Annotated in this window: 15 protein-coding genes; 9 read left to right on the top strand and 6 right to left on the bottom strand. The window is 35.4% G+C overall.

Annotated elements, in window-relative coordinates:
- Positions 1-21: 21 nt before the first annotated feature.
- Positions 22-1506, bottom strand: a complete 1485-nt coding sequence (locus VB691_RS06975) for a DNA methyltransferase (protein WP_323290752.1) — start codon at positions 1504-1506, stop codon at positions 22-24.
- 713 nt (positions 1507-2219) lie between these two features.
- Here VB691_RS06975 and VB691_RS06970 point away from each other — a divergent pair.
- Together VB691_RS06970 and VB691_RS06965 are read left to right on the top strand one after the other, a co-directional pair.
- Positions 2220-3182: a hydrogenase small subunit gene (locus tag VB691_RS06970; protein WP_323290751.1), complete on the top strand. Its 963-nt coding sequence runs from the start codon at positions 2220-2222 to the stop codon at positions 3180-3182.
- Positions 3183-3252: 70 nt separating this feature from the next.
- Positions 3253-4848: a nickel-dependent hydrogenase large subunit gene (locus tag VB691_RS06965; RefSeq protein WP_323290750.1), complete on the top strand. Its 1596-nt coding sequence runs from the start codon at positions 3253-3255 to the stop codon at positions 4846-4848.
- A gap of 121 nt (positions 4849-4969) precedes the next feature.
- Here VB691_RS06965 and VB691_RS06960 read toward each other — a convergent pair whose 3' ends face one another.
- Positions 4970-5416 carry a hypothetical protein gene (locus VB691_RS06960; protein ID WP_323290749.1) on the bottom strand — a complete coding sequence of 149 codons (447 nt, stop codon included), beginning with the start codon at positions 5414-5416 and terminating at the stop codon, positions 4970-4972.
- A gap of 118 nt (positions 5417-5534) precedes the next feature.
- Here VB691_RS06960 and VB691_RS06955 point away from each other — a divergent pair, with 118 nt between their 5' ends.
- From VB691_RS06955 to VB691_RS06925, 7 genes are all read left to right on the top strand, one after another.
- Positions 5535-5753 carry a hypothetical protein gene (locus VB691_RS06955; protein ID WP_323290748.1) on the top strand — a complete coding sequence of 73 codons (219 nt, stop codon included), beginning with the start codon at positions 5535-5537 and terminating at the stop codon, positions 5751-5753.
- 11 nt (positions 5754-5764) lie between these two features.
- Positions 5765-6043 carry a hypothetical protein gene (locus VB691_RS06950; RefSeq protein ID WP_323290747.1) on the top strand — a complete coding sequence of 93 codons (279 nt, stop codon included), beginning with the start codon at positions 5765-5767 and terminating at the stop codon, positions 6041-6043.
- A gap of 18 nt (positions 6044-6061) precedes the next feature.
- The gene (locus tag VB691_RS06945; RefSeq protein WP_323290746.1) at positions 6062-6529 is read left to right on the top strand and encodes a DUF29 domain-containing protein; all 468 of its coding nucleotides are present in this window, start codon (positions 6062-6064) and stop codon (positions 6527-6529) included.
- A gap of 341 nt (positions 6530-6870) precedes the next feature.
- Complete coding sequence (locus tag VB691_RS06940) at positions 6871-8982, top strand: TIGR00300 family protein (RefSeq protein ID WP_323290745.1); 2112 nt, start codon at positions 6871-6873, stop codon at positions 8980-8982.
- A gap of 43 nt (positions 8983-9025) precedes the next feature.
- The gene (locus VB691_RS06935; RefSeq protein WP_323291018.1) at positions 9026-9418 is read left to right on the top strand and encodes a RusA family crossover junction endodeoxyribonuclease; all 393 of its coding nucleotides are present in this window, start codon (positions 9026-9028) and stop codon (positions 9416-9418) included.
- Positions 9415-10083 (top strand): hypothetical protein, encoded by a 669-nt coding sequence (locus VB691_RS06930; protein ID WP_323290744.1) that lies wholly within the window; start codon positions 9415-9417, stop codon positions 10081-10083. The genes VB691_RS06935 and VB691_RS06930 overlap by 4 nt, the downstream gene beginning before the upstream one ends.
- Before the next feature lie 27 nt (positions 10084-10110).
- Complete coding sequence (locus VB691_RS06925; RefSeq protein ID WP_323290743.1) at positions 10111-10620, top strand: DUF29 family protein; 510 nt, start codon at positions 10111-10113, stop codon at positions 10618-10620.
- A gap of 46 nt (positions 10621-10666) precedes the next feature.
- Here the strand turns inward: VB691_RS06925 and VB691_RS06920 are convergent, their stop codons facing one another.
- Genes VB691_RS06920 through VB691_RS06905 form a run of 4 tightly spaced genes read right to left on the bottom strand, consistent with a single transcriptional unit; the run spans position 10667 to position 15146 of the window.
- Complete coding sequence (locus tag VB691_RS06920; RefSeq protein WP_323290742.1) at positions 10667-11143, bottom strand: hypothetical protein; 477 nt, start codon at positions 11141-11143, stop codon at positions 10667-10669.
- A 2-nt stretch (positions 11144-11145) separates the two neighbouring features.
- Positions 11146-13131, bottom strand: coding sequence for an AAA family ATPase (locus VB691_RS06915; RefSeq protein WP_323290741.1), 1986 nt, complete (start codon positions 13129-13131; stop codon positions 11146-11148).
- Positions 13121-13324, bottom strand: coding sequence for a CxC ATPase DNA modification system associated small protein (locus VB691_RS06910; protein ID WP_323290740.1), 204 nt, complete (start codon positions 13322-13324; stop codon positions 13121-13123). Before VB691_RS06910 ends, VB691_RS06915 begins: the two co-directional genes overlap by 11 nt.
- Complete coding sequence (locus tag VB691_RS06905) at positions 13308-15146, bottom strand: DEAD/DEAH box helicase family protein (protein WP_323290739.1); 1839 nt, start codon at positions 15144-15146, stop codon at positions 13308-13310. Before VB691_RS06905 ends, VB691_RS06910 begins: the two co-directional genes overlap by 17 nt.
- Between the last annotated feature and the right edge of the window lie 267 nt (positions 15147-15413).

Raw genomic sequence — 15413 nt, 5'->3', positions numbered from 1 at the left:
ATATTTGTATAAACTCGCAAACTATAGATCTAAAGTCGTTTGTATGCCTTTGGTTTCCCGTTGTTTTTCCGCAGACTTCAGCACTTCAAACATCAACCCAATATCAATACGTTTTCTTTCTTCTAAAATCTCTTGAATGGTGATAATTTGTATTTTGTCTACACTTTTATTCATATATTTACCTTGATAAATACCCGCAGCTTTAGCTGTTTGGATCATGTCTTTGGTAGGAGGTTTTAAGGTGATTAAAATTCCAATGGCAGCTTCTTGTAGGGTTATAGTTCCCTGTAAATCTCGAATATCTCCTGATTTTACTTTGCCTGATTTTACTTGAAAAATGATTTTTTCTCTCTCATCTTTATCTCCTTGGAAATAAGCAACCCCATCAATGCCTTGATCTGCTCCTTTTTTTGTATTAATTACGGCTCGGTTATTACTGTAGGTTAAGACTGCCCATTTTTCAAATTCTTTACGGGTACGATCATCAGATTTATTAGCTAAGGCGATCGCAGACTCTATGTCTTGAGGAATGCCATTGAGTTGTATTTTATCTAAAACATTTTTACCAAAAGAATCTTCGAGTCGTTTTAAAATGAGACTAATACTCTGATAAGTAATATCAATACCAATCCAAGGACGATTTAATCTTTCTGCAACAGCAATGGTTGTCCCACAGCCACAATAAGCATCTAAAATAATATCCCCTTCATTACTACTTGCTTTAATAATTCTTTCTAATAATGCTTCAGGTTTTTGTGTGGGATATCCTAAACGTTCTGGATCATTCGCATTAAGAATATTCATCAGCCACCAATCTTCAGGAATTTTCCCTAGTGGATGAGGTTTATATACTTTGTTCGTCCCTTTATGTTTTCCCCACATAGCATCATCTTTTCTATTGATTCCCTCAGCTTGATAAGGTACTCTAATTTGATCTGGATTAAATAAATATTGACTACTTTTAGCATATCTAAAAATAACGTCGTGTCTTCTTCCAAAGTCTTTTTTAGGAGAACATCCACCACGATAACACCAAATAATCTCATTCAAAAAGTCCCCCCCTTGACTGCAAAAAATAGCATCTAATACTAATTTTAAATAATGACTTGCTGTGGGATCACAATGTAAATAAAAACTCCCTGTTGGTTTTAATATTCTAAATATTTCAGCAATTCTTAAAGTCATACTTACCAGATAAGCGAGTAAACTACCTTTACCTAAAACTTTAGTTAAACCTGAAATTAAATCAATACTTTGAGAAGTAAAATGACCTAAATAGTTTTCTTGAATTTCTGCTAAACCTTGATTAGCATGATCATCCCAAGTCCAAGTATCTACAAATGCTTGTGCCTGTGCTTGATCTTCTTTCCCAAGATTATTATAAATTTGATTATAATTACGCTTAGAATTAAACGGCGGATCAATATAACATAAATCTACTGATTCATCTTTGATATGTTTTCTTAAAACTTCTAGATTGTCACCGTAAAAAAGTTGATTATTCATCTTCAATTAATTTGGAGTGTAGAGTTAATCCCAAACAGATTAAATACTACAATAATTTGAGTGGTTAAGCAATCGTTCTTAAACAAAATTATCCCATAATATCGTTAAAAAATCTCGGCAATTATATTGCATTCTCTACAATGCGATCGCCTTCTGAATAATTATCCAAACTTATCAAATTTTGTATAACTCATGATTTATTTCAATCAATCAGACCTCTTAACATAACTTCACTGAGATCTACTTTTTCCTGATTTTGCTAAAATTTGCCCGAAAATGAGATTTTTGCTATTTTCAGGATGCGCTATACTAATGTTAGATTGTAGAAATCTGTCTAAAAATCAAGTTACACCCCTCAAAGCCCTATATTACGTTATTCCCCTACCGTCTTAACTTCTCTCCATCCCTCAAAATAGCCCGATTTGAGCAGCAACCCCAATAATACATGATTACTAATAGATAATATTTGTAAACTGAGCTTGACAAAAAACTCATATATCTGAATTAGTAATTCATGAATTACCCCTAATGTTGTTATTGATACAGAAAAAATAGATAAAATGATTATTCCTTAAGGCTTCATTTGTTGACTTAAAGAAGAAATATTGTATTTTAGAAATATTGTTGAAATCATTATTAAATGAACCTTAAACAATAAAAGAATTTAATAAAAGTTACTGCATAATTACAGAAAAACCTATCAGAGACAGTCTATGGCTAATGTTCTTTGGCTGCAAGGCGGGGCCTGTTCTGGGAATACCATATCCTTTCTCAATGCAGAAGAACCGACCGTAGTAGACTTAATTACGGACTTTGGGATTAATGTCTTATGGCATCCGTCCCTGGGTTTGGAATTAGGCGATGATTTACAACAACTCTTAAAGGACTGTGTTAGTGGCAAAATTCCCGTAGATATCTTAGTATTTGAGGGAACAGTGGTTAATGCCCCCAAGGGAAGCGGAGAATGGAACCGTTTTGCGGGTCGTCCCATGAAAGAGTGGTTAGCAGACTTATCCAAGGTTGCCGCTTTTGTGGTTGCCGTGGGAGACTGTGCCACCTATGGAGGTATTCCGGCCATGGAACCCAACCCTAGCGAGTCCGTAGGCTTACAATTCCTGAAACGGAAGGAAGGGGGATCTTTAGGGGCAGACTATCGTTCTCAAGCTGGTCTACCTGTTATTAATATACCAGGCTGTCCTGCTCACCCAGACTGGATTAGTCAAATTTTGGTAGCAGTAGCGACGGGCAGAGTGGGAGACATCACCTTAGATGAGTTTCACCGTCCTGAAACCTTCTTCCGTAGCTTTACCCAAACAGGTTGCACCCGGAATATGCACTTTTCCTATAAGGCAAGTACCCAAGACTTCGGACAGCGTACCGGATGTCTCTTTTATGATATGGGTTGCCGTGGCCCCATGACTCATTCTTCCTGTAACCGTATTTTATGGAATAGGGTATCTTCTAAAACCCGTGCAGGAATGCCCTGTTTAGGTTGTACAGAACCAGAATTTCCTTTCCATGATCTTAAACCAGGAACGGTCTTTAAGACGCAAACCGTGATGGGTGTTCCCAAAGAATTACCACCCGGTATCAATAAGAAAGATTATGCCTTATTAACCGTTGTGGCCAAAGATACCAGTCCATCTTGGGCCAACGATGACTTTTTTACTGTGTAATAATCTGTAGGGGCATAATATATTATGCCCTTATGTTATAAAACATTTAACCATTCTTGAGAGGAGCAATATGGCAGTTCAAAAATTAGAAATATCTCCGGTTGGGAGAGTCGAAGGCGACTTAGATATTAGAGTTGATATTGAAGATGGCTATGTAGTCAATGCTTGGACAAAAGCCGAATTATTTCGGGGTTTTGAAGTAATTTTAAGAGGAAAAGACCCCCAAGCAGGACTCATTGTTACCCCTCGTATTTGTGGTATTTGTGGCGCGTCTCATCTTAGTTGTGCATCTTGGGCCTTAGATACAGCTTGGGGTACAGAAGTTCCTCGTAATGCAATTTTAGCCAGAAATTTAGGGCAATTAGTTGAGACTATTCAAAGTCATCCTAGACATTTTTATGCTCTATATGCCATTGATTTAACCAATAAAAAGTATAAGAATAGTCCCTTTTACGAAGAAGCTTGTAAACGGTTTAGTGCCTTTACTGGGACATCTTACGAAATAGCCATTACCACCTCAGCGAAACCTGTAGAATTATATGCTTTATTTGGGGGACAATGGCCCCATTCAAGTTATATGGTTCCTGGGGGTGTAATGTGTGCGCCTACCCTAACAGATGTTACCAGAGGTTGGGGAATTATGGAGTATTTTCGCACCAATTGGTTAGAACCAGTTTGGTTAGGATGTTCCTTAGAAAGATACGAACAAATTCAAACCTATGAAGATTTCTTAGAATGGTTAGATGAAAGTCCTAATCATGCTAACTCTGACCTTGGTTTTTATTGGCGTATGGGGTTAGATATTGGGTTAGATAAATATGGTGCAGGGCCAGGTAAATTTTTAACTTGGGGTTATCTTCCCCACGAAGACAAATATCAAAAACCCACCATTGAAGGACGCAATGCTGCCGTTATCATGAAGGGTGGTGTTTATGATAGCCTTACTGATACTCATCAGATGGTAGACCATACCTTCACCCGCGAGAATACCAGTCATGCTTGGTATGAAGAAGGCACTGCTGATGTTCATCCCTTTGATCGTACCACCGTACCCAAGGAAATTAATACCGGGGACTATGAAGGTAAATATTCTTGGTCTACTGCGGTAAGTCATAAAGACTTAGGCCGTATGGAAGTGGGTTCTCTAGCGCGTCAGTTAGTTGCTGGTGGTAAACATGGGGAAAGTTGGCAGCATTATGATGGTTTAGTGTTGGATATGTTCAAGAAAATGGGTGGCCCTAGCATTCATTTACGGGAGTTTGCCAGGATGCACGAATCCGTTAAACTATATCGGGAAGTAGAACGGTGTCTGCGGGAATTTAAGTTAAATGACCCTTGGTACATCAAACCCACAGAAAAAGATGGCCGGGGTTGGGGTGGTACCGAAGCAAGTCGCGGGGCCTTATGTCACTGGGTTGAGGTAGAAGGGGGCAAAATCAAGAATTATCAGGTAATTGCCCCGACTACCTGGAATGTGGGGCCAAGAGACGGTAATCATACCAGAGGGCCTATTGAAGATGCCTTAATTGGTATTCCTATTGAAGACCCCACCAACCCCGTAGAAGTGGGTCATGTGGCCCGTTCTTTTGATTCTTGTTTGGTTTGTACTGTTCACGCTCATGATGCGAAGACAGGCAAAGAATTAGCCAGGTTCCGTACTAATTAAAGTTTAATGGGGTGGGCAATGCCCACCTTATTTGTTTATTATTAAATCCTGTAGGATTTTCAGAGTATTAAATTCTAAAATTTGAACCCATATTTAAAAGTTTTTTTCAAAATGTCAGCTATCAATCATAGCAATTATAAATGTACTTTCTAACCAAGCTATTATAAACTTTATCTCCATTTTTTAAAACTGTAATTGTACTATATCCGCCTTGTTTCTTGGTGTGAAAGACTCGATAAATATATTCATTATTATTAGCTATCCATTCTTCAGTCCACTCCATCCCATCTAAAACGTTATATTTAGCCGACAAAAATACCTTGGAGTTATCTTGTTTATTCTGACCTACATAGTAATATAAGTTCTTACCTTCAGGATCGTAAACACAATCATCTCCTTGAAAACAAATTGCAATATTATATTCTTTAGTTGATAAGGCCATATACGTTTTCTTCCCTTGATTTTTACATAAAATTGAGTCTCCATAAACAAATTCTTCTCCTAAACTAACATTAGGAAATGATAAAAACATAGCTATGGATAAAGCGATAGACTTAAATGACTTCATCTAGAAACTTTCCTCCTACTAGAATTATAAAATATAATACATTCGAGGAGGTCGTAACCGTCCAGAAGATATTAGACGGGGTATAGGAACTCATCCTTGTGGAATTACTGGCATTTCAGTGGAAAGTGCAGTAGGCTTAAAGGTGGAACAATTGGCTAAAAACATCCCTCATGGTCAAATTGGTATGACAACAGTTAAGGAGGTTCGTCAAATGGGTGGTGATGTTATTCGTACCTCTGGAAGAAGCAAGAATCATGCAACGCTAACAGGTTTAACCCCCGAACAAATTAGTTATTTGTTGACACCAACGATTCCTAATCCAACTAAAAATAATTAAGGACTAAAATAATGATGAATCAATTAAGAGTTTTTGCCGATTTTCATAATGCTGATGCTCAAGGTCATTTACGATTAAATTGTACGGGAACTCTTGAAGATTTAAGCTGTCAAAATATTCGTTTACAAAAGGGACAAAAATTAACTTTGTATAGTGAAGAATTAGAAGTTGATGGAATGGTGGAATATTCCTCAGAAGAAAATCTTTGGGTTGCTGTGATTGATTGGGATAAAATTAGAGAGATTGATGATATTAATGTTGAATTAAATCCATCAGTATCTATCTATTAAATTTATACTATTAGTTCTATGTCTAAAACACTTTACGACCAAGATTTTCAAAAGTGGATAGAAACCACTATCTATCAATTGCAAAAAAGTGATTTTTCTTCTTTAGATATTGATAACTTAATTGAGGAATTAACGGAGTTGGGAAAATCAGAAAAAAGAACTTTAGAAAGTAATTTGATGATTCTTTTAGCTCATTTGCTCAAATTAAAAGTACAAGATGATGCACCTTCATCTATGAAAGATAGTTGGTATCGTTCTATTATCGAACATCGTCAACGAGTTCAGAAAAATTTACAAGATACTCCTTCCCTTAAATCTTATCTAGAAACTGCTATAGAAAAAGCTTATCCTGATGCTCGTAAAATAGCCATTAAAGAAGGAAAACTTGCTAAGTTTGGGGTTCGTATTCCTCAAGAAAATGAATATCCTAAAATTTGTCCTTTTTTGCAAGAACAGATATTAGATGAAGATTTTTATAGTAATTAATAAATTCTGTAGGGGCATGGCATTAATAAGATTGTGGGTTAACCATTAAATTTGTATTGCCATGCCCATCTAATCCCTGACCTTATAAATTTGGTCAAATTCACGGTAAGATGATAAATTGGTCTGTGTGGTAACTAACTGCTTAAACAAGACCAGTGAGGAGCCTGTAAACTGGTTAACAGCAACGTTTCCAGACATAAGCAGGAAAAAATATCAGCTTAGATAGTCTAACTTTTATCTAAGTTTTTAGGTAAAAGTCGGCAACTTGTCCCAAAAATCAGCAAGTTGCCCCAAAAAATAAGTGATGGCAACATTTCATTGATGACACTGTGTAAAATATTATGACTGATTCGATTCGTATCTTAATGTGCGCTCCCGACCACTATGATGTAGATTATGTGATTAATCCTTGGATGGAGGGGAATATTCATAAATCTTCCAGCGATCGCGCTGTAGAACAATGGAACAAGCTCTATCACGCAATTAAAGATCGGGCCATTGTAGAACTCGTTACTCCCCAAAAAGGATGGCCGGACATGGTATTTACAGCCAATGCGGGTCTAGTTTTAGGAGATAATGCGGTGTTAAGTCGCTTTTTCCACAAAGAACGTCAAGGGGAAGAACCCTATTTTAAAGAGTGGTTTGAGGCCAATGGGTTCACAGTTTATGAACTCCCCAAAGATCTCCCCTTTGAAGGGGCCGGAGACGCTTTATTTGATAGAGAAGGCCGCTGGTTATGGGCCGGATATGGGTTTAGATCCGAATTAGACTCCCATCCCTACATTGCTAAATGGTTGGATACAGAAGTTTTATCCCTACGTCTTATTGATGAAAGATTCTATCATTTAGATACTTGTTTTTGTCCCCTCACAGGTGGTTATTTACTCTATTATCCCCCTGCTTTTGATTCCTATTCTAACCGCTTAATTGAATTGCGAATTCCTGAAGAAAAACGCATCATTGTGGAAGAACCTGATGCGGTAAAATTTGCTTGTAATGCGGTAAATGTTAACCACACCATCATTATGAACCAGATAAGCGAAAGCTTACAACAACGGTTAACTAATGTTGGTTTTGAAGTGGTACAAACTCCCTTATCCGAATTTCTTAAAGCAGGAGGGGCCGCTAAATGTTTAACCCTGCGGGTTAATGAACCTGTCTTAGAATCAGTTCATGCAAGTACCCCCGTTGAAAGTCGTATTATGCAACTACAAGGACATCTCCTTGACGCGGGTGTCATGAATAAGGCCCTAGATATGATTGTCGAGAATGGGGGCAGTTTCAAAGTTCTTAACTTTAACTTAGGGGTAGAAAGACAAAGCACTTCCTCTGCTGAGGTAAGAGTTTCTGCACCGGATCATGATGTCATGGAAGAAATCATGACACAACTAATTGATATTGGTGCGGTTGCTCCTCCCGAAGAAATCTGTGATATCAATGTAGAAGTGGTGCAACAAGACGGCGTGGCCCCCGATGACTTCTATGTGAGTACCATTTATCCTACAGAAGTACGGGTTAACTGTGAATGGGTATCAGTGCAAAATCAACGCATGGATGCAGCAATTGTGGTTGATCCTAACGCCATGACGGCCCATTGTCAGTTATTACGGGATCTTAAATTAGGCGATCGCGTGATGGTGGGGGTTGATGGTATTCGTACCGTCAGACAATCAGAAAACCGCGATCAACGCAACGGTAAAAAAGAATTCACCTTTATGGGGTCTGGGGTTTCCAGCGAACGTCGGGTAGAATTATTGGTGGAACAAATTGCCTGGGAACTTCGCCAAGTGCGAGATCAAGGGGGTAAAGTTATAGTTACCGCAGGCCCTGTGGTCATTCATACGGGTGGGGCCCAACATTTAGCCAAATTAATCCGAGAGGGTTATGTTGATGCTTTATTAGGGGGAAATGCGATCGCGGTTCATGATATTGAACAAGCGATGATGGGGACTTCTTTAGGGGTAGATATGCAGCGAGGTATTCCTGTGAGTGGAGGCCACCGTCATCACCTCAAAGTTATTAACACTATTCGTCGTTGTGGTAGCATTGCCCAAGCGGTAGAAGCAGGAATTATTACCAAAGGGGTTATGTATGAATGTGTCAAGAAGAATGTCCCCTTTGCGTTAGCGGGTTCTATTCGGGATGATGGCCCCTTACCTGATACAGAAATGGACTTAATTAAGGCCCAAAGTCACTATGCTGAATTAATACAAGGGACAGACATGATTTTGATGTTGTCCAGTATGCTGCATTCCATTGGGGTCGGAAACATGACTCCTGCGGGGGTTAAAATGGTCTGTGTGGACATTAACCCTGCGGTGGTGACGAAACTAAGCGATCGCGGTTCTGTGGAGTCTGTGGGCATTGTAACTGATGTGGGACTATTCCTCAGTTTACTGGTACAACAGTTGGATAAATTAACTCATCCTTATCCCTTAGTTGGAGCCGTATAATTTATGTAAGGTGGGCAATGCCCACCTTACTCTTAATATAGTCATGATATTTGATTTTCTTATTCCCCAACGACCTCGATCTGTACAAGCAAAAAATGTACAAACTTGGAAACATACTGTGAAAACTGAAGCTCAAAAAACTTGGACAGGAACAGTATTACCAGAAGATTTAGAGTTACATCTAACATTAGTTTACTTGTACCATAGAGATCCTGTTGATGTAGATAATATAATTAAACCAATACAAGATGCCTTAATTGGTGTAATTTATGAAGATGATCAACAAATCACAGATGTTCAGGCACATCGTCGACATTTGAAAGGAACTTTTGATCCTTTAAATTATCCTGATCTATTACTTCAAGGAATTTATACTGGTTCTGAATGTGTTTATGTAAGAATATGTCAATCTAAGACTTTGGAGAGTTATTTATGAATGCTGAAACAACTAGAAATCAACATAGTCAACTAGAAAACAGGATTGCTCAAAAATATAAAGAACAGGGGTATGAAGTATGGATTGAACCTGATGCTGTTCCTTTTGATTTAAGTGGATATCGACCTGATTTAGTCGTTAAAAAATCTGATCATGAAGGTTATATTATCGAAATCAAATCCCAATCTTCAAAACAGATTACTATAGATAGATATAAAGAAATAGCTGAAATAGTTGCTCAACATTCAGGCTGGCGTTTTTTATTGATTACAGGAGACGATCAAGTTCCCATTAATCCAAGTAATAGCAATAGTTTGCTATCTTGGGAAAAGATTATCAAGAAAAGAAAAACTGTGGATAATCTTATTACATTAGAAGATCAAGAAAGTGCTTTTTTAATCTTATGGATAATCTTAGAAGTTTTACTTCGTAAACAAGCGGAAAAAGTGTCTATTCCCATTGAAAGATTTAGCCCAGTGTCACTTATTAACCATCTTTATTCTCAAGGAGAACTTTCAATAGAACAATATAATATAGTCATTAATTTATATAACATCAGAAATCAGCTTGTTCATGGATTTCAAACAGTAGAATTCAATCAAGAAATTCTATCTCAACTTCAACAACTTGTTGATCAATTCATAGGTTTATGGTCGCTAAGATAATCGTCATTTAAGGATAGATAATTAGTCATGACAAAAGAATTAATAGAACTTAGGCAATATATTAAGGAAGGTCGTTATCAAGACGCATTAGATATTATTGATGATTTAGAAGAAATGAGTAAAAAAGCAATTTTAGAAAAAATTCAAAGTTTTCTAGTAAGATTGCTAATTCATTTAATTAAAAATCAAGTCGAACAACGATTAACTAATTCTTGGGCTGTTTCTATTCGAGATTCTATTTTAAGAATTCAATCCCTTAATCTGAAAGACAATAATAAATTTTATTACATCAAAGAAGAGCAATGGCAAGATTATTTAGATGATGGCTTTGAGGATGCGGTTTTTGCTGCAAGTGTAGAAGTATTTGACGAGCAATATAATCCATTTCAACTTAGAGAAAAAGTTAACGAAGAACAAATTAAAAACATCGCTTATGCTTTGTTAAAGATGACTTATACTTATTCTACAAAAACAATTAGAGTAGAAATTAATCATCAATTATCCCAATTACCCGGAGGAGAAAATTGGATAAATTAAACTACTTTTTAAACTTTGTAGGGTTGACGGTGCCTACCTTACGAAATTATTTAACATAATTATCCATTTCTTCTTGCAGAAGTCTAACATAACTAATCAGAAATTCCTCAGCATAATAAGGTTGAGGTGTTTTTGTCTGTAAATAGTCAAACCCCCCACTTGCATAAGCATTCATTCTATCAATTCCGTAATCAGTTAAATTTGTAATACTACTAGGATCAATTAAGTCTTTTAAAATCTTTTTAGTCTGACTTTTATCATCTAAACTAAGCCCTTTATCTGACAATTCTGCTTGTATTAATAACCCAATAATTAAGTTTTGTTGGCTTTGATAGTCTGAGACAAAATACTCAACAAAATCTGTAGAATTACTGGCAGCAGGAATATTATAGCTTTTTGATGCTAGTCCCATCATCAAACATAAATAGTATAAATCAAATTTAGTATTAAGAGGAGGTTTTTGGTTTTTAATTTTAGAAAACCAATCTTCTGCGTCATGACGCATTCTAAATGATTTAGCCATGTTTATTGCTCCTTTAAATCGTATTGTGTATCAAAGTTATCAAAATAGTCTTTACCCTGCACAATGACACAATTTTGAGTATGGGTTACACCTTCTGATGGTAAAGTTTTTTCTAGTTTTTCAGTTCCTTGAGTTTTCCGAAATACTGTCAGAAACTTGATCTTTTCTGAATGTTTATCAAGGGTATCTGTGAACCCTTCTCGTTCTGAAGAAATGGTAAAAGCAATAAATTGTTGACATAATTTAGGAATTAATTGAGCGATTTCTCGTCTAACTGTTACATCAATTGAATTAGCTGGACTATCAACTAATAAGGGGAATTTATTTTGTCCTTCTGATAATAAAGTTGTCAGAAAGATATAACCAACTGATAAAGTTTGTCCGATACTTGCTGCTTTTTGTCCTTGTAAAGTAATTGAGTGATTGATCTCACTAATCGAAATAGGATCACGATGTAATATATTACTTAATCTGACATTACACTTATCACGAATAGACTCTCTTAGATTATTATTTGCTTTCTGTTTAGTGAGTTCAATAATCTTTTGTAAAACCTCTTTTTTCTTACGCATTTCTATAGTATTAGAAATTTCAGCGAGTTTAATTTCTTCATCTTCTCGCCATTTATAAAGAGCTTTTAGACAGTTAGTTTTTTCATAAAATTTAGGATTGTCATGATGATTAGGTTCCCGTTCAATTGCTTCTAATTCTAACTCAAGTTTATTTTTTATATTTTTGTTTTCATCAAGTTGTTCCTGCCATTTTTTAACTTCATCACTACCCTGATCAATAATTTCTTGTTTTAAATAATCCCTTTCATTTTTGAGCAGTTCTCTATATTCATTAGTGTCTTGTAAATTATTCACACTATGTTTTAAACTATTTTCTATCTCATTATCGGTTGATAACAAATCTCTCCTAATATCCTCTTTTAAACTATTTAAAAATGCTGCGGTATTATCAGACAGATATAAATCAGCACGTTGTCTAATTATTTCTCGTATTTCGTCATTTAATTCTCTCCCACAAATACATTCTTTCTCATGACAAAGATCAATAAAAAATTGCCGCGATGCTTTTTCTGGAAGTTCAGCTTTATCAAATTTATCTTTTAATTCAATCAGTAAATTTATGAATTTTGGATGTAATAATTGAGGTTTTCTAATTTTATCCATCAATTCATTAACATCTCTTATGACTCTTTCTTCAGCACGAATTAAGTCTTTTTCTTTTTCTTTTAGTTTTTCATCAAGATTTTGATCTTGACTCAGATAATATTCAATTTTAGAGTTTAAGTCTTCTATTTCTTTTTCAAGCTTAGAATGTTTAATCCGTTTAAGATTAGTGATTTCTTCTATGGTTTCAATACGTCTTTTTAACCCATCTACTAAATTTTTTTGTCGTGTATAACCCCTTTGACATTTTGCTTTATAAAAAGTTTCTCTGTCCCAGTGATTTTCAGCATTGTTATGTAATTCATCTAATAAATATAACTGAAACAAAGAATCAATTGCTTGAGAAGCTTCTGATTTATTGGAGTCTAATAATTCTTGAGCAAGTTCCCCATCAAAAATAAATAGTCTCACAAATCTAGATTCTAAAAATCGTTTAATATTAATAGGTGGATTCCAATAATAAGTCATTCCACCAGATAAATGGAAACTGGTACTATAATTAACCATTCCTTCCTCAAACTTGAACATTAATTCAAAAGTTAAAAGTTCGTTATCAACCTTTAAATTTAATATAAATGATCCTTGAGAATGAGTGTCTCCATTTCGACGATAACTTTTAACATCTTCTTTATTCCATTTTGTTGCTTCTCCTGTCAAAGCAGCACGAATTAAGTTTAAAGTTGTTGTTTTTGCCGTACCATTTGGCATTTGAATTAAAGCAACATGAGCAGGGTTTTCACCAGACATTAAATCTATCTTCATATCTGGACAGCGTAACCCTTGACATTCCCAACTAATGATTTCAATCTTCATAAGAATTTTCGTTTTTTTCAACTTTTATCGCATCATAAATCAATTCTAATCTTTGTGCTTGATCCCTATCAGATAGCTTGTTATTACTAATAGCTTCAAGCCAAGCTATTATCTGTCTTAAAACTGAGTCAGATTGACCCATTTCCGTAACAGATTCTTCAATCGCTTGTTTAATTTCAGGTTCTATAGACATCTGTATAAATCCTCTTGATTTGTGATAATTCAGTGAGCCAAAGATATCGCTCCTCATCAGCACCAATTCTCTCTTTTTCTTCCTCACCCTCAACAACAAAATCAACAATTTTTGCTTTTTTATTAGGACATTCAGGATCAGTCCGAAGACAACGACCAATTCTTTGTATTGTTTCAAGTTTTGCTCTTGCTGATGAGAATATAATAACATTTTTTAGTCTTTTAATATCAATTCCTTGAGAAACTCTATGACAAGTAATTAAACAGTCAATATCTCCTTTTGCAAAGGCTTTAAGATTTTCTTGATCTTCCCCTGAGTAGTAGGTACGATAACGATGAGTATGTTTGTGAATGGTATTTAAAAGCTGATTGCCGTAAGATTTTTCTTCAACAAAGATAATTGTTGACTTCAACATATTAGGATTATTTTCTACAAAATCAGCAAATATTGTTGGTTTTTCCTCTGCCAGTTTATATACTTTAGAAAGTGCTGTCCATACTTCTTCTTTTGTCATGGGTTTACCTTCTTTTTGTCTAGCTGCTTTTTGTCTATAAACTTGATTACGTCTTTCTTTATCTGCATCAGTTAATTGATACCTCAATGGAATATAATCAAACTCACAAAGTATTCCCAGTTCAATGGCTTCTTTTAGCCCAAATTTAAAAAATACCTCTCCGATTTCCTCAAAAATAAATTTAGTTCCTTCTTGATCATATTGTCTTTCTGGCGTAGCACTTAAACCTAAACAATAGCCAAAATTTTGATGTTTATGTTTTAATTTTTTGCAGTTTTCTGGACTTCCTAAACCATGAACTTCATCATGAATAATAATTATTTTTTGTTTCAGATTATCTTTAATATGGCTTAAAAGCAAACTCAGCTTTGTTCGTGAAATTACAATAATTGCCCTCTGAGAATTATTAATAAAGCTTTCTAATTGATGATGATTACCGTAATGTTTTAAAATGCGAAATGCTTTAGGTCTTTTAATTGCCCAACCTTGTATCTCATTTGACCATTGATCTAATAAATCATTACCATCTGTACTAATAATAATTCCATCAATTTTACTCTCATCATCAAGTTGACTAAGAATTTTTAAACTGGTTCGCGTTTTTCCTGTTCCTGTTGCCATTTCCAAGACACCACGACGCACTTCTAAGAACCTTTTAACAGCTTCTTCTTGATGTTGCCAACGGTTATTTTTATTTGATGATTCTGATACTTTAATGATTTTTTGCGGTTTAAATGTATCATCATCAAAAGGATTAAAATTAGGCGCATATGAGCTAATAAAGTTTAGAGATTTTTCAGAAAGACCTACCGTTTTTAACCCGTCTGCTTTCCCTGTCCAAGCATCTTCAAATTCTTCTATTTTATTTACTACTCTCTCTTGATCAGGGATTATCCAATCACGATAGACATCAATTGATTCATAATTAAAATTATGACCGTTTATAGATTCATTAGCTGAACCCGTAAAAGCAATCATGTCTCCCCAAGGAAAATCAAATATCCCAATTTTCTCATGAAATAAACCTACTTGATCTAAATGTTGCGGAAAAGCGAATCGTAATATTAACCTTTCATTAGCTATCATCCAGGCTAATAACTTTTGTCTTGTTTCAGAAGAATTATTTTGTAATGTATCTTTAATAATTTTGTCCGCAAAAACTTGTCTTAACTTATCGCGCTCATTTTCATCAGTCGCTATGCTTAAAGCCCTCTTATCGTTATCCGATAGTTCAGGAGAAATAATTAATTTAATGATGACATTATCTAAAATAATATGGGAAATAGCATCACACCAAGTAATCAACACACTGCTAGAAAAATAACCAACAGCACGCCGATATTGATGACAATACTTTAAACAAGGTACAAAAAAATCCTTGCCTAAGTGTGCTTTCCCACTGCGATAATGACTGCTGATGTTTCGGATAATTTCCTTTCCTTCAACTGTCAGAGAGGACGGATGATCTATCTCTAGAAGATCTGACATATAATCTGTAATTGTTCTTTTTCCTAGAGTTCCCTAAAATCTCATGATTATTGCAGTGATTAGATAATTTATTTTGTCGTCATTTTT

The sequence above is a fragment of the Crocosphaera sp. XPORK-15E genome (genome assembly GCF_034931425.1).
Classification (GTDB): domain Bacteria; phylum Cyanobacteriota; class Cyanobacteriia; order Cyanobacteriales; family Microcystaceae; genus UHCC-0190.
Note: the sequence above shows the minus strand (reverse complement) of the source record. Positions and strands in the feature narration are given on the sequence as shown.

Coding starts and splice junctions, on each gene's coding strand:
- VB691_RS06930 (WP_323290744.1), top strand. CDS start 9,415: ATGAATGCTGAAACAACTAGAAATCAACATAGTCAACTAGAAAACAGG.
- VB691_RS06940 (WP_323290745.1), top strand. CDS start 6,871: ATGACTGATTCGATTCGTATCTTAATGTGCGCTCCCGACCACTATGAT.
- VB691_RS06970 (WP_323290751.1), top strand. CDS start 2,220: ATGGCTAATGTTCTTTGGCTGCAAGGCGGGGCCTGTTCTGGGAATACC.
- VB691_RS06915 (WP_323290741.1), bottom strand. CDS start 13,131: ATGAAGATTGAAATCATTAGTTGGGAATGTCAAGGGTTACGCTGTCCA.
- VB691_RS06950 (WP_323290747.1), top strand. CDS start 5,765: ATGATGAATCAATTAAGAGTTTTTGCCGATTTTCATAATGCTGATGCT.
- VB691_RS06910 (WP_323290740.1), bottom strand. CDS start 13,324: ATGTCTATAGAACCTGAAATTAAACAAGCGATTGAAGAATCTGTTACG.
- VB691_RS06975 (WP_323290752.1), bottom strand. CDS start 1,506: ATGAATAATCAACTTTTTTACGGTGACAATCTAGAAGTTTTAAGAAAA.
- VB691_RS06960 (WP_323290749.1), bottom strand. CDS start 5,416: ATGAAGTCATTTAAGTCTATCGCTTTATCCATAGCTATGTTTTTATCA.
- VB691_RS06920 (WP_323290742.1), bottom strand. CDS start 11,143: ATGGCTAAATCATTTAGAATGCGTCATGACGCAGAAGATTGGTTTTCT.
- VB691_RS06945 (WP_323290746.1), top strand. CDS start 6,062: ATGTCTAAAACACTTTACGACCAAGATTTTCAAAAGTGGATAGAAACC.
- VB691_RS06925 (WP_323290743.1), top strand. CDS start 10,111: ATGACAAAAGAATTAATAGAACTTAGGCAATATATTAAGGAAGGTCGT.
- VB691_RS06965 (WP_323290750.1), top strand. CDS start 3,253: ATGGCAGTTCAAAAATTAGAAATATCTCCGGTTGGGAGAGTCGAAGGC.
- VB691_RS06935 (WP_323291018.1), top strand. CDS start 9,026: ATGATATTTGATTTTCTTATTCCCCAACGACCTCGATCTGTACAAGCA.